This is a genomic window from Streptomyces sp. NPDC007084 (assembly GCF_040703595.1).
In the GTDB taxonomy this organism is placed as follows: Bacteria; Actinomycetota; Actinomycetes; order Streptomycetales; family Streptomycetaceae; genus Streptomyces.
The window spans coordinates 143,263-157,582 of sequence record NZ_JBEYFY010000008.1; the positions used below are offsets into that span (position 1 = coordinate 143,263).

Annotated in this window: 10 protein-coding genes and 1 tRNA gene; 2 read left to right on the top strand and 9 right to left on the bottom strand. The window is 73.2% G+C overall.

The features are described from left to right. Positions 1–63 precede the first annotated feature (63 nt). From AB0912_RS10395 to AB0912_RS10405, 3 genes are all read right to left on the bottom strand, one after another. A tRNA-Thr gene (locus AB0912_RS10395) sits at positions 64–137 on the bottom strand. A 152-nt stretch (positions 138–289) separates the two neighbouring features. Further along, a complete protein-coding gene (locus tag AB0912_RS10400; RefSeq protein WP_366697772.1) occupies positions 290–1,378 on the bottom strand; it encodes a pyridoxamine 5'-phosphate oxidase family protein in 1,089 nt (362 codons plus the stop codon). A gap of 214 nt (positions 1,379–1,592) precedes the next feature. Beyond that, positions 1,593–3,362 carry a hypothetical protein gene (locus AB0912_RS10405; protein WP_366697774.1) on the bottom strand — a complete coding sequence of 590 codons (1,770 nt, stop codon included), beginning with the start codon at positions 3,360–3,362 and terminating at the stop codon, positions 1,593–1,595. Positions 3,363–3,694: 332 nt separating this feature from the next. On the opposite strand from AB0912_RS10405, the gene AB0912_RS10410 reads away from it, so the two are divergent. Further along, positions 3,695–6,841 carry a BTAD domain-containing putative transcriptional regulator gene (locus tag AB0912_RS10410; RefSeq protein ID WP_366697776.1) on the top strand — a complete coding sequence of 1,049 codons (3,147 nt, stop codon included), beginning with the start codon at positions 3,695–3,697 and terminating at the stop codon, positions 6,839–6,841. Between the two features lie 222 nt (positions 6,842–7,063). On the opposite strand, the gene AB0912_RS10415 is transcribed toward AB0912_RS10410, so the two are convergent. From AB0912_RS10415 to AB0912_RS10440, 6 genes are all read right to left on the bottom strand, one after another. After that, a complete protein-coding gene (locus AB0912_RS10415) occupies positions 7,064–8,641 on the bottom strand; it encodes a glycosyl hydrolase (RefSeq protein WP_366697778.1) in 1,578 nt (525 codons plus the stop codon). A 138-nt stretch (positions 8,642–8,779) separates the two neighbouring features. Further along, positions 8,780–10,240 (bottom strand): hypothetical protein, encoded by a 1,461-nt coding sequence (locus tag AB0912_RS10420; RefSeq protein ID WP_366697780.1) that lies wholly within the window; start codon positions 10,238–10,240, stop codon positions 8,780–8,782. Positions 10,241–10,331: 91 nt separating this feature from the next. Continuing rightward, entirely contained in the window at positions 10,332–10,550 is a 219-nt protein-coding gene (locus AB0912_RS10425) for a hypothetical protein (RefSeq protein WP_366697782.1), read from the bottom strand. A 164-nt stretch (positions 10,551–10,714) separates the two neighbouring features. Further along, positions 10,715–11,584, bottom strand: coding sequence for a hypothetical protein (locus AB0912_RS10430; protein ID WP_366697784.1), 870 nt, complete (start codon positions 11,582–11,584; stop codon positions 10,715–10,717). Positions 11,585–11,780: 196 nt separating this feature from the next. Continuing rightward, positions 11,781–12,143 carry a DUF4913 domain-containing protein gene (locus tag AB0912_RS10435; RefSeq protein ID WP_366697905.1) on the bottom strand — a complete coding sequence of 121 codons (363 nt, stop codon included), beginning with the start codon at positions 12,141–12,143 and terminating at the stop codon, positions 11,781–11,783. A 273-nt stretch (positions 12,144–12,416) separates the two neighbouring features. Continuing rightward, positions 12,417–13,481 carry an NlpC/P60 family protein gene (locus AB0912_RS10440; protein WP_366697786.1) on the bottom strand — a complete coding sequence of 355 codons (1,065 nt, stop codon included), beginning with the start codon at positions 13,479–13,481 and terminating at the stop codon, positions 12,417–12,419. A 273-nt stretch (positions 13,482–13,754) separates the two neighbouring features. Here AB0912_RS10440 and AB0912_RS10445 point away from each other — a divergent pair, with 273 nt between their 5' ends. Next, the gene (locus AB0912_RS10445; protein ID WP_366697788.1) at positions 13,755–14,147 is read left to right on the top strand and encodes a hypothetical protein; all 393 of its coding nucleotides are present in this window, start codon (positions 13,755–13,757) and stop codon (positions 14,145–14,147) included. The last annotated feature ends 173 nt before the right edge of the window (positions 14,148–14,320 follow it).

The following is a 14,320-nucleotide window of genomic DNA, read 5'->3' on the forward strand; positions in this document are numbered from 1 at the left end:
ACGGAACCGGACCACGAGCCGCACGAAGAAAGGTCCCGACCCAAGGGGTCGGGACCTTCACGGAGCCCCCGGTCGGACTCGAACCGACGACCTTCTGTTTACAAGACAGATGCTCTAGCCAACTGAGCTACAGGGGCAGGCCGGGATGACACTCACGGTACTGTACCGCCCCACCCCGGGTGTAGTGAGTTCCCCGCGACCGGACCACCTGGAGCCTCAACGTGATGCTCAGGTGACGGAGCGTGCGCGGCGCCGTGTCAGTCCGCCCTTTTCAGGGACCCGGGTTGGGTCAGGGGGTCTGGGGGCTGCGCGGGACCGGGGTCCTCGTCAGGGTTTTCAGGGCCGGCCAGTCGACCTTGGGGCGGGGCAGGGACCGTTTGGCCAGGTACGCCTTGGTCGTGCGGCGGGCCGTGCGCAGGGTGCGGAGCATGTCGCGGGTGTCGCCCGAGCCCGACGGTTCGATCACGCGGCTCGGGCGGAACAGCCAGCGGCCCTCGTCGGCGGGCGCCAACTCGCCCCGTACGAGGGCGTTGTAGAGGCCCGAGAGGTTCTCGTCGTGGCGGTGGACCAGGAGTCCCGCCGGTCCCGGCGCGATCTCACAGTCCGGGGCCGGCTCGACCAGGAAGCCGTCCGGCGTCGGTGTCGTCCGTGTGCGCGAGAGAAGCGGGGCTCCTGACGCGTCCCGGGCACTGAGTACGGCCGTCGGGAAGCGGGAGAGGATCTCGGCTCCGGGGAGGGGTGAGGGCGCTGGCTCCGGCCGTGTGTCCGGGCTTGGTCCCGGTCGTGGGTCCGCGATTGGTTCCGGTCGCGTGTCCGGGGTTGGTTCCGGGTGCGCGTCCGTTCCGGACTTCGGTGCCGGGGCCGGGGCCGGGGCCGGGGCCGGGGCCGGGGCCGGGGCCGGGGCCGGTGTCGTCGGCGTCGGGGGGTGTTGGGCCGGGCGGGTGCGGATGTCTGTGGGGGTGATCGTGATCAGGAGGCGCAGGTAGTACCAGTCCATCAGCCAGCGGGCCGGCGCGTCCACGTAGCGGCGGCTGTCGGGCTGGCGGTCGAACAGCATCGACCAGTACGGCTCCTCGCCGGCCGGCGAGGTCACGATCTCCTCGGGGCACACGGCCGTACCCGCGATGAAGACCTGATCGGGGCGGTCCAGGCCGCTCGCCGTGGGGTCGGAGAAGAGGAGTGCGACGCGGCCGTCGCGGCGGACGTTGAAGGCCTTCTGCGCGAAGGCGAGGGACGTCGTGACGAGGAACGTTCCGTCGTCACGGCGGAACGCCGCGGTCGGCCAGACGAGCGGGGTGCCGTCGCGGCCCAGAGTCACGAACTCGCATGTGCGGTAGGCGTCGACGGTCTCGGCGACTGTCGAGGGGAGAGATATCACCTCGTCAACGTAGTTGCGGGTGGCGCCTGTTGGCACGCCGGAAGGCGGTGTTTCAGGGCCGCCTTCCGTGTCCTAAAGGGCAGTTGGCGGGGCAGCCGGAAGGGGGTGCGAGGGCACACTGACCGGCCGTCCGGCCCGAGCGGCGCCTCTTCCCCCGGCCCCACAACCGCTCACACCCGCAACTACTCGGACATACGCCATTTCAGACGCCCCGTCAGACCGTGAACTTGACCGCCTCCAGGTAGCGGTCGTTCTCCAGGGCGCCGCCGAAGACGTAGCCGGGACGGGCGTCCGCGCAGCCCTGGCCGCCCCAGTCGAACGAGTGGACCTTGGCCGTCTGGCAGATCCGGCCCTTGCCGATGTTGATGGCGAAGCCGGACATGTTCGGCGCGCCCTTCTTCGTACTGCCGATGTAGTTGTTCGTGCCGTCCGCCTTGATCGCCGTCCAGGACGGCATCCACTTGCCCCGGCCGTCCTTGGAGGCGGGGTTGTGGACGAAGGCGTTCGCGGCCGAGCCGCCGCTGCCGGACACCGCGATGTTCAGGGCCTTGATCGCACGGTTCTGCTTCGTGGTGCCGGCCATCGTGCCGTCGCACACCGGCTTCTGCCAGCCCTGTCCGGAGACGTAGGCGCGGTAGCAGATGTGCCGTCCCGACGGGTCGTTCTTGGCGAGCCGGCGTACCGCGCTCGCGGCCGTGTCCTGCGGGGGCTTCGCCGTCACCGTCGCCTGCGGCGGCCTCGCCGTGATGGTGACCACCACCCCGCCGCCGTTCCTCGGGTCCGCAGGCTTCTTCGTTTCCTTCGGCTTCTTCGACTTCTCGGGCTTGGCCGACGGGGACGCCGAGGCGGAGGCGCTGGGCGTCGGCGGCAGGCTCGGGGACGAGGTCGAGATCGGTCCCGGCTTCCCGGCCTGCGGGCTCTTTTTCGTCTCGGCGCTCGACCGGGCGGCCTCCGTCCGGTGGCCGCCGTCGTCCGAGCCGCCGCTGCCGAGGATCACCAGCGGGACGATCACCAGGGCGGCCACGATGAGCGCCATCGGCCCGACGACCAGCGGCCTGTGCAGCAGGCCCGGGCCCTCGTACTCGTCGTCCGACTGGCGTGCGCCGGGCCTGCGGACCAGCTGCGGGGCGGGGCGGGAGGGGGCGGCTTCGGGGGACCGGGCTTCGCCGAAGTCTCCGCCGGGGCCCGCGCCGGGGCCGGTTCCGGCGTCCGCGCCGAAGGCCGTCTCCTCCTCGGCTTCGTCATCGGCTTCGGCCCCGGCCTCGGGGTGGTCCTCGTCCTCGTCCTCGTCATCCATGTACTCCGTGTACGTGTACGAGGACGAGGGGGCGTTCGGGGCCGGGGGCGGTGGGGGCAGGGGCAGGGGGATGGCCCGAGGTTCCGGGGTCGGGTGGTGGGGGTCCTCCGCCGTGTACGTCCCTACGTCGTAGTCGGCGTCCTCATCCCCATCCCCGTCCTCCACCTCACCCTCGTTTTCGTCCTCGTCCTCGTAAGCGCCCGGATCTTCGTCGGCCTCGTCGGTCTCATCGGCCTCGTTGATCTCAACGTCGGCTGCCGCCTCGGGCTCCTCCGTCGGCGCTCCCGCGTACTCCGGTACGGGAACCGGTGCTGTGACCGGAACCGGCGCCGGTTCCTGCTGCTCCCGCTGGTCCAGCAGCGTGCTCGACCCGTCGGGCGCCACCTCGACGTACGCCACGTATCCCGCCGACGGGTCGGAGATCGTCGCGGTCACCGTGGTGGCCAGGTCCCGGGCGTAGCCGTGCAGGACGTCGAGGATCGCGGCGTCGACCGTCGTCCCCTCCCGTGCCGGTACGGGTTCGCCGTCGATGGCGGCCGAGCCGTCGCCGGAGATGACCACGGCGAAGCGGGGGCCCGGCTCGGGAGCCTGCCCCTCGGGGTCCGGCTTGCCGAGATCCAGCGGCTGGCCGGGCACGGCGGGGCCGCCCCCGGTGTTCGGCTCGTCGGTCTCTTCGCCCCGGCTCATCGCGTTTCCTTCCCTACGTTCCCCGCCGTACGGCACCGGCGGGTCCGTCGTGTCGGTCCCCGCGTAGCGCAACGGGTGCCGCCCGCGAACGGTTCAATCTCCCGGCGCAGTCGCGCGGACCCGCCACCTCCCCGCCTCCCCGCCCACTCCGCTCTCCGCCTCCTCCGCTCCCTGCCTCCCCGCACATTCCGCTCTGTGCGTTCCTGTCCGTTCCGCGCTGCCCCGGAGGCCGGGAGGCGACGGGCCCTGAGGGCAGCCGGGCGGGCCGGTGGCGGCGGACCGGAACCGTCAAGGCCCGTTGTGCGCAACCGGTGTTCAGTACAGTCCGACGCGTGAAGGCCTACGAGGAATCCGTGCGTTTCGCCGTGCTGGGGCCGGTCCGGGCATGGCACGGGAAACAGGAGGTGGACGTCGGTTCCCCGCAGCAACGGGCGGTACTGGCCGCCCTGTTGCTCCGCCGGGGGCGCCCCGTCATGCTCGGCGAACTCCTCGACGCGGTCTGGGGTGAACAGCCGCCGGCCGCCGCCGTGTCGGTGCTGCGGACCTATGTGTCCCGGCTGCGCAAGGCACTGGAACCGGAACGCGACCCCGCCGACGCGCCCCGGGTCGTCGTGTCGGTCGGCGACGGCTATCTCCTGCGGATTCCCGAAGGCGCCCTGGATCTCGCCGTGTTCGAGCAGCGCGTCGCCGAGGCCAGACGGCTGCGCGCCGACGGAGATCCGGCAGCCGCCGCCGAGCTGCTGCACGCCGCCCTCGCCGCCTGGCAGGGAGCCGCGCTGGCCGGCGTCCCCGGCCCGCTCGCCGAGTCCGAGGCCGCCCGGCTGGACGAACAGCGGCTCGCGGCGCTGGAGACCCGGCTCGACCTCGACGTACAGCTCGGCCGGCACGACCAGGTGATCGCCGAACTCCTCGCGCTGACCGACAGGTTCCCGCTGCGGGAGCAGTTGTGCCGGCTGCTCATGCTGGCGCTGTACCGGTCCGGGAGGCAGGCCGAGGCGCTCGCCGCCTATCGCGGGACGCGCGCCACCCTGGTCACCGAGCTGGGCATCGAGCCCGGCGCCGCGCTCCAGAACCTGCACGACCGCATCCTCGCCGCCGACGCCTCCCTCATCGCCGAGCCGCCCCACGGGGCCGAGCCGCCCCACCCGGCGGGCCCTGCGGGACGGAGGGGACATGAGGGGCAGAGGGGGCAAGGGGCCCAGGTGGGTCAGGTGGGCCAGGCCGGGCAGGTCGGCCGCGCCGGTCAGGTGGAGCGTGCGGAGCGTACGGGCCGTACGGAGGGCGCCGACCGTACGGAGGGCGCCGACCGTACGGAGCCGGCGGGCGGCCCGTCCGCCGAACCCGCCCCGCCCGACGCCACCCCCTCCGCCGCTGCCCCACCCCCCGTCTCCCAGTCCGCCCGCCCCGCCCAACTCCCCGCCGATCTGCCGACCTTCGTCGGTCGCGGTGCCGAACTGGAGCGCGCCCGCGCCCTGTTGCCCGAGGGCGGCAGCATCCCGTCCTCCGTGGTGATCAGCGCGATCGGCGGCATGGCCGGCATCGGCAAGACGACCCTCGCCGTGCACTGGGCCCACGAGATCGCCGGCCGCTTCTCCGACGGACAGCTCTACGTCAACCTGCGGGGCTTCGACCCGACCGGTGTCGTCGTGACGCCGGAGGAGGCCATCCGTACGTTCCTCGACGCGCTCGGCGTCCCGCCCATGCGGATACCCGCGGGCCTCGACGCCCAGGCCGCCCTGTACCGCAGCCTGCTCGCCCAGCGGCGGGTGCTCGTGCTGCTCGACAACGCCCGCGACACCGAACAGGTCCGGCCGCTGCTGCCCGGCTCGCCCGGCTGCCTGGTCATCGTGACCAGCCGCAACCAGCTCACCGGACTGGTCGCCGGCGAGGGCGCGCACCCGCTGACCCTGGACCAGCTCTCGCCCGCCGAGGCCCACGACCTGCTGGCCCGCCGCCTCGGCCCCGAACGGCTGGCGGCGGAACCGGAGGCAGGGGAGGAGATCATCGCCCGGTGCGCCCGGCTGCCGCTCGCGCTGTCCATCGTCGCCGCGCACGCCGCCGCCTACCCCGGCTTCCCGCTCAGCGCGATCGTGGACGAACTGCGCGAGTCCCACGGCAGCCTCGACGCGTTCACCGGCGGCGACGACATCACCACCGACGTACGGGCCGTCTTCTCCTGGTCGTACAAGGTGCTGTCCGCCCCGGCCGCCCGGCTGTTCCACCTGCTGAGCCTGCACTCCGGGCCCGACATCTCCGCGCCCGCCGCGGCGGCCCTCGCCGGGCTGCCCTCCCGGGAGGCGCGCGGACTGCTGGTCGAGCTGACCCGGGCCCATCTGCTCACCGAGCACTTCCCCGGCCGCTACACCCTGCACGACCTGCTGCGGGTCTACGCCGCCGAGCGGGTCGCCGCCGAGGAGACGCCCGAGGAGCGGGACCGGGCGGTGGAACGGCTGCTCGCCTGGTATCTGCACACCGCCGAGGCCGCCTACCCGCACATCACCCCGCACCGGCGCCGGATTCCCCTCGACCCGCCGCCTCCGCTGTGCCGGCCGCTGGAGTTCGCCACGCACGACGAGGCGGTGCGCTGGTGCGAGAAGGAGCGCGGCAACCTCGTCAGCGCCGTGCACCAGGCCGCCGCCTCCGGGCATCCCGGGATCGCGTGGCGGCTGCCCGCCGTGCTGTGGGGCTTCTTCTATCTGCGCAGCCACATCCGCGACTGGCTCGACACCGCGCCGGCCGGACTGGCCGCCGCCCGCGCCGCCCGGGACCGGATCGGCGAGGCGCAGGGGCTCGCGGACATGGCCGCCGCGCTGCGCAGTGCGGGCCGGCTGGACGAGACGATCGACTACCTGCGCCAGGCCATGACCGCCTACCGCGACCTCGGCGACCACGACGGCCGCGCCTCGGCCATCGCCAACCTCGGGGACGCCTACCTCCAGGCCGGGCAGTTCGACAAGGCCATCGAGTACACCCGCCGGGGACTGGCCATCGAACGGGTCATCGGCGGCGCCTGGGGCGAGGGCATCGCGCTGAGCAACCTGGGCGACGCCTACCAGAAGCTCGGCCGGTTCGACGAGGCCGTGGCCTGCCTCGACCAGGCGCTGACCGTGCTGCGCGCGGGCGGCAACCGCTGGGTCGAGGGCGTCACCCTGGACATCCTCGGCACCGTCCACCGCAGGCTCCAGCGGCACGACGCCGCCGTCGAGTACCACCTCCAGGCCCTCAAGACCCACCGGGACATCGGCAACCGGTGGGGCGAGGGCCACACGCTCGGTAACCTCGGGGACGTCCACCTGGACGCGCACGAACCCGAGGCCGCGCGCGACAGCTGGCGCCAAGCGCTCGCCATTTTCGTGGAGTTCGACCATCCGGACGCCGAGAAGGTCCGGGAACGGCTCGGCCGTCTCGAAGACGGTCCGGAGGACGGCCTCGCCGCGGACGCCCGCGCCCCGGGGACCGAGCCGGGACGGACCGCCTGACCCTGACATCCGTCTCCTTCGGTCTCCTTGGGATTCCTTCGGTTCCCTTCGGCAAGGGGCCCGGCCGCGGCCCGGGGGAGAGCCGCGGCCGGGTTCCACTCGTACAACGGAGCACGGGTGCCGGCGGTTCAGCCGGTCCGGCCGGTTCAGCCAGTTCGGCTAGTTCAGCCGGTTCGGCCGGTTCGGCTGGTTCGGCCGAACCGGTCTGCTGGGATACGGGGTTCAGCCCGCGTCGTGATAGACCCGGCCGCTCGCGTTGGCGGTCGCCCCGTCGTACAGGCCGGTCGGGCTGGTCACCGTGGAGAGGGTGAACCACGCGTACCGCTCCACGAAGTCCAGGCCGTCCAGCATCCGCGTCGACGACGTGATGAAGTCGGTCTGCTCCTGCTGGCTCGGATAGCGGGGCGTGCCCTTGGAGAAGTCGATCAGGCCGTACTCGGTCAGCCAGACCGGCTTGTGATAGCGGTCGTGCACCGCCTGGAGGTAGCCGCGGAGCTGGTTGGCGGCGTCCGGGCCGAAGTCGGCGCCGTACCAGTGCACCGGGATGAAGTCGACGCGCAGCCCGCGCTGTTCGGCGCCCCGCATGAACCGGTCCAGCCAGCCGTCGGCCACGTCCGCGCCGGTGGCGACGGCGGGTGCGCCGAGCCGCAGGCCGGTCGCCTGGAGCCGGGGCCACAGGTCGAGCGCCTGCTCGGGGGACATGTTCGACTGGGCCGGCGAGTCCGGCTCGTTGAAGCCGAGAAGTTCCTTGCCCTCCTTTGCGGCCTGGCCGAGTTCGGCGTCGGTGACCGACCCCGGGCCCCAGATCATCGGGACGTAGTCGACGCCGTCCGGCTTGGTCACCGTGCCCGTCGAGGAGGCCCAGTTGAAGTACCAGGACGCCCCCGAGTCGGCGAGCGCCTGGGAGGCGCCGTCGACCGGGTTGAGGCTGACGCCCTTGCGGCCGGCGGGCGCGGCCTTGGTCTCGGGGGCCGGCTGGGTGGCGGCCGGCTGCTGCGGCGGGGCCGCGCCGCCGGTGCCGAACGCGACGGTCAGACCGGAGCACTTGGTGCACTGGTACATGACCTTGTTGCCCGGCTCGGCGTCCTGCTTCGACCAGGCGTACGCCGTCGGGCACTTCTGGTTGATCATGTCGCTGTAGCCGGTCTTGGCGTCCCGGTTCGGGTTGACGCACACCAGCGGTGCGCCCGAGCCCGGGTCCTTGACGAGGTTGTCGGCCGGGCACGCGGAGAGCAGGTCCTCCGCGCAGCCCGCGACCGCGCACTCGCCGCTCTCGGGCGGTGCCACGTCGTTCGGGGTGATGGTGACCGGCGCGGCGACGGCGTTGACGTAGCTCACGTCGTACCAGGGGGCGAGCGAGTCGGCCGGGTCGAAGTTGAACTCGGCCAGCCCGGTGGGCTGTTCACCGGTGGAGCAGCGGTCGGCGTACGGTCCGCAGTCGCCGACGGCGCAGTGGAAGGAACTGCCCTCCTCGCCGCCGCAGCCCTGCCGGGCGAAGAAGGTGCCGCGCCAGTGCCCGGCGCCCGCGCGCTCGGGGATGGTGACCGTGGCGGACTGGCCCGGGTCCAGCACCGGCAGGCCGGTGAGCGCGGTGGAGCCGTCGGCGTTGACCGTGCTGCCGACCCAGATACGGCTGTCCGTCCTGTTCTGGAGGGTGACGGTGTGCTCGGCCACGTCGGCGGCCGGGGTTCCCTGGATGTTCTGGCCGGCGGAACGGTGGGACTGCACCGCGAGCGCGGTGCCGGTCACACCGACGACGACCAGGAGCAGGGCCAGGAGTAATGATGTGCGTCTGCGCATAGAGCGTGCCTCTCCGTGGGGCGTGCGCTGGTTCGGCGTTCGGATGGCTTCGCCGATCGGGCTGCGTCGCCGATCGGGGTTGCGTCGCCGCAGGCACGACGGATGGGCGGGGGTGGATGGTTCATCCGGTGGGGGATGTCACTTGCGCCGGACCGTCGAGGCGTTCGAGGAGTTCGAGGCGTTCGAGGCGTTCCTGACGGGAGCCGGGGCGGTGGCGGCGGCCCGTGTGGACGAGTCGGCGCCCCGGGAGCCCGAGGCCACCGGGAAGGCGTCGAGTGAGTCCCGTAGCGCCTGTCGGCCGGCGCCGCTGAGCAGGGAGGGGACGACGGCGGGACTCGACGGCGGGGAGACCGGGGTCGCCGGGCTCGCCAGCGGTGACACCGGGGTCGCCTCGCTCGGGAAGGGGGACACCGGGGTCGCGTGGGTCTGGAGGGGCGAGACGAGGTGGGCGTGCTCCGGCAGGGGTGACACCAACTGGGCCTGATCCGTTACGGAGGTGGCGAGTTGGGCCTGGTCCAGCAGCGGTGAGACCGGGGCGGGCTCGTTCAGCAGGGGGGAGACCGGGGCGGGCTCGTTCAGCAGGGCTGGGAGTACGGGGGTTGGTGTGGTCGGTGTCGGAGGCGCCGACGGCTCCAGTCCCGACACCGTGCTGAAGGCGTGGTCCCCCAACAGGCTCGCCCGGTCGGTGCTTTCGGTGGTCGGGAAGCCGTGGGCGCCGAACGTGTCGCTCTCGCGGGGGATCACGGTGGCGCTGGTGGTGCGCTCCGCCAGGCTCAGGCGTTCGGCCTCCCGGAAGCCGTGGCCGTCGGTCATGTCGTCCGCGCGGGGGGCCTCGAAGCTGCTCCGGGGCGAGGAGGTGACGGAGTTCTCCGCGGCGGGGGCCAGGCGTTCCCAGCGGGCGCGGAGCTGCGCGAACTGCTCCTGGTCGCGGGCCATGATGGCGTGCTGGGCGCTGGTCATGGCCTCCTCGGCCGTGACCGTCGCGGGAGGGACGGCCCGCGACGTGCTCCGCTCCCGCGTCGCCGGTTCGGTGCTCGGGGGAGCGTCGCGCCGCAGCTCCCTCAGATAGGCGTTGTTGGCGTACATCGCGACACTCGGCATGTCGGCGGGCGACTTGTCGTACGCCTTCTTCCACTTCTTCTCGGTTCTGACCAGATGCAGCACCGCGTCCTCGAAGGCCTCCCGGGCGGCCGGCGGAAGCTGGGCGATCGTCCCCTCGAACGCCGCCCTCGACGAGAGCATCGACCGGTCGGAGGGGGTCTGCGGTGCCGCCGCCCGCATCCCCGGTGCCGGGTACGGCTCGGACTGCCCGGCTCCCGCCGTCTCCTGCGACCCGCCGCCGGTCCCCACGGCCGAGCCGCCGGACGGCGAGCGGCCCCGGAGGCGGTCGATGAAGCGGGCGAGGTCGTCCGCGAGCCGGTCCCAGGCGCTCTCCCCTCTCCCCGAGCGCGTCCCGCTTCCGGGACGCAGGCCGCGCACGGCGTATTCCGTGGTGAGCAGGCTGCGCGCCAGGGCGACCTCGGGCGGGTCCGGCTGCTTGGGCGGCGTCTTCCTGGTCAGCCGCTTCCTGGCCGAGGACGCCGTGCTGTCGTTCGCCACGGGTACCCCTCAAACAGGTCGGAGGTGCTGTCACGGGCCACAACGGGCCCCCGGGACGGACGGTTCAGATCCCGGCGGCCGGCGCGGCGGCTCAGGAAGCGGCGGCTGCCGGGGCCCGCGTGATCGCCGGCTCGAATCCGGCGGGCAGGGGCAGCAGGCCGGGCGGCAGCGGGGCGTCGGGGAACCAGGGGGCACCGCCGGCCGGGCGGGGCGGGTCCTCTCGGTCGTAGCACCCGGTCCCGCCGGGCGCGGACCGGCGGCGCTCCAGCAGGCCTTGCGGCGCGAACCGTCGTACAGGGGCAGCGGACATGGGCGGACCTTCCCAACCTGTCGGCCGTGAACCCGCGGCCGGATGCCGATACGGGCCCGGCAGGCACAACGGCGTGGATCACCGCCCGGTTCAGCACGGGAGCGACGGCGCACGGCCGCCCCCGAAGGGAACGGCCGTGCGCGTGTGTCGGGAGCCGGGCCCGCTCAGTGGCTGGGACCTCCGCCACCGCTCTTCTTGACGACTTTCTGCTTCTGCTTCCGGTCCTTCTGCGTGGACGCGGAAGCCTCGGCCGTCGTCCTGCGGGACACGTGGCCCGCAGGCGGACTGAACGACGAGACGGAGGACGCCGGCGGGGACGGGTTCCAGCCGGCCGGGACCTGTCCCGGCTGGTTTCCGAGGTTCGGGTTGTTGTGCAGCCCGTACATCTGGACCTGGGCCTCACCCGGCGCCAGGTCGGTCGGACGGGGCTCCGCGTGATGCATGAGGTCGGCGGTGGTCGCCGCCGCGGCCACCCACGTTCCCGCGCCGTCGATCGACCTGGTGAGCGGGGCGTCCTGGTCTGCCGCGGCGGCGCCGTACGCGTTGAGCCCCGCGGACACGAGTCGCGCGGTGCTCGCGGCTATCTGAGTGCCGTCGAGGTGCCCGCCCGCGAAGTACTGCCTGCCCTGGCCGTACATCTCATAGCCGGCCACCAGACCCTGTGCGGCGACGCCCGCCGCGTTGACAGCCGTGGCGGCGCGCCCCTCGGGAACGAATTTCGAGGCGCCCTGGATGAGAGTGGGGGCGACGTCGATCACGGCCTTGATGGCCTTGCCCTTGTTGGACTTCAGCCACTCCCCCCAACTCCGCGCTTTGGCGTCCCAGCGGGCGGCCCTCCCCCGTTCGACGTCGACCGCGTAGAACGTGCTGGCGCTCTGGTCGTACATGCCGGTGGTCGCACGCGCGGGCAGATCGGGCGCGGTGTCCGGGACCGGCTGGCTGGACCTTTCGGCTGTGCCGCTGCTGCGGACCCTCACCGAGTGGTAGGAGCTGGCGTTGGAATGTTCGCTGTCACTTGACTGGGCTGTTTCCATGGTCACCCTTCGTTTCTGGGGTGGGCCGTCACTCCGCACGGAGCGGTCGGTGGCGTTCGGATCGATACGGCCCACCGGGTTCGTACTCCGCTCGACAAGCACAACGCGTCCGATGGGGAGCCCGGTTCAGCGTGCCGGGCCTCAAGTACCTTTCCTTGTGGCTCTATTGCCCGCCCCGAGGCGCCGCCGGTGTTCGTCAGGAGTGGGCCGGGGGCGGGGCGAACGGGTCGATGACGGCGACCTTGGGCGTGTCCTTCGGGCGGTGCATCCCGGGCTTGCAGCCGGCGAAGGGGCCCTGCGGGTCCCGCAGGGTGTCCATGACCGAGGACAGGTAGTCGCGGTGCCAACTGGCCGGCCCGGTCATCGTGGAGCCCGGCCCGGTCAGGTCGCCCCAGGCGAGCCACAGGCCGTGGAGCTGGGCGACGGCTTCGGGGTGCTCCCACCAGGTCGGGCACCAGGGGGCCGCGGATGTGACCTCCCGGCCGTAGACCGGCAGCAGCACGTGGTGGACCCACAGGGTGAGCCCGCGCAGGGCGCTCGCGTAGGCGGGCCCCTCCATGTAGAGGATGAACAGGGGCGCGGACTGGTCCTTCTCCTCGGGGGCCGCGCCCGTCGTCCCGGCCGGGGCCGAGGTCTCCGTTCCGGCCGGGGCCGCCGTCTGCGTCCCGGCGCCGTTCCCGGTCGCGGGAGCGGTGGCCCGCTCGGTCCCGGAGGTCCGGGGCCTCTCCGCTGGCATGGTCGACATGGCCCTCCTGCTGTCTCGTGGCGGCCCGGACGCGGTGTGCCGCGCCGGTCGGCTCGTGCAGCACAACGGGAGCCGGGCGCGGGGGGTTCAGGCGTCCGGCCGGACCACCCCGAGGATCTCCATCGACGCGGCCGGGGAGACGTACACCCAGCGGCCGGGGCGGGGGGCCTGGATGATCTTCCCGTGGCCGATGTAGAGGGCGACATGGCTGGCGTCGGCGAAGTAGATGATGAGGTCGCCGGGGCGCATGTCCTCCAGGGGGACGTGCTTCAGGCGGCGCCACTGCTCTTCCGAGGTGCGCGGGATGACGCGGCCGGCGGCCAGCCAGGCCTGTGAGGTGAGGCCGGAGCAGTCGAAGGAGTCCGGGCCCTCCGCGCCCCACACGTAGGGCTTGCCGAGCTGGCGGGTGGCGAACGCGATGGCTTTGCGGCCGGCCGGGGTGGCGTCGGTGCCGACCTTCTTGAGGATGCCGGTGTCCACCCACTTCGCCTGGGCGTCGTCGGCCTCCTTCTTCTCCAGCGCCGCGAGCCGCTCGACCTCCTTCTTCTCCAGCCGGGACTCCAGCTCCTTCGCCTCGTCGATGTGCTTCTCGACCGACCGGCGCTCGCTGTCCTTGGCGTGGCGGCTCGCGCGCAGGCTCTTCAGGACGCCGGTGGCCTTGGCGGTCTGGGTGCCGAGATCCTCGCGGGTGGCGGTCAGCGCGGTCAGCACGCCCTGGGTCGCCTGCTGCGCCTGGCGGGCCAACGAGGCGTTGTCCAGGGCGTGTTCGGGGTTGGCGGACAGCGCGAACTGCATCTCGGCGGGCAGGCTGTCCCCCCGGTACTGGGCGCGGGCCGCCGCGCCGGCCAGCCGGGTGAGCCGGGTGAGTTTCGCCTCGGCCGTCTCGATGCGGACCTGGAGGGAGCGGACGCGCTTCTCCTGCTTGGTCACCTTCTCGTCGGCGGCGTTGTACTTGTCGGTGGCCACCTCGGCGTCGTGGTAGAGCCGCTTGAGTTCGGCGCGTACCTCGGTGAGGGTGCGCGGGCCGGGGCGGGGGCCGGGTTCGGCCCGGGCCGGCTGCTGGGCCGTGGCCGTGGCCGTCGCGGTCAGCGCGAGGGCCAGGGTGAGGGTCGCGGCCGTCCGGCGGCCGGGGGCGCGCAGGGTCCGTCTCATCTGGGCCGAAGCTCCTTTCGTAGGCGGCGCGGGGGCGGGGGCCGGGGCAAACCGGGGGGCGGACCGGGGGTTCATCTCCAGAACGGGCGGCGGTGTGTGGTGGTTCAAAGCGTTCGGTGGCTGCGGTGGCTGCGGTGGCTCCGGTGCCTTCGGTTACTCCGGTGGCTCCGGTGCGTTCGGCACGGTGGGCGCCTTCGGCGGCGTTCGGGCACGGGTGTGAACCGGTGCACATCCCGGCCCGTTGTGGCTCCGAGGGCGTACGAAAGGATCGGGATGGCTGCGGAGTTGCTGCTGCCGGCGTTGTGCACGGGGCTCGGCCTCGGGTTCCTGACGCTGGCGACACGGTCGGTGCTGGGGGCCGTACGCCTGTGGCTGCGCGGGCTGCGGGTGATGGGCCGGGTCACTCCCCGCAAGGGCATCGACCGGCGGCCGGGCGGACTCGTGGTCTTCTCCGACCACCTCGGGCGCGGTCTCGTCCTCGACCCGGGCTGGCGGGGGCCGCTGTGCGGGCTGCCGCCGGTCGGCGGCACCGTGCCGGTGGTCTACGTCCGCAACCGGCCCGCCTCCGCCCGGCTGTGGACCCTGCGCTATCTGCTGGCCCCGTCCTTCGGCTGGTTCCTGTCCTCGACCCTCGCCTTCGGCACCGGCCTCGCGGTCACGCCGTGAACGGCCCCGAAGCCGCGCCGGCGCGCCAAGCCGACGGGCCGGGCGGGCGCGAGGCGGCGAGCGCCGCACGGGCCGGCGAGCCCGTCGGGACCGCGCGTGCCGGAGAACCCGCCGGGACCCCGCCTGTCCGCCAGCCCGTCGGGACCGCGCGTGCCGGAGAACCCGCCGGGACC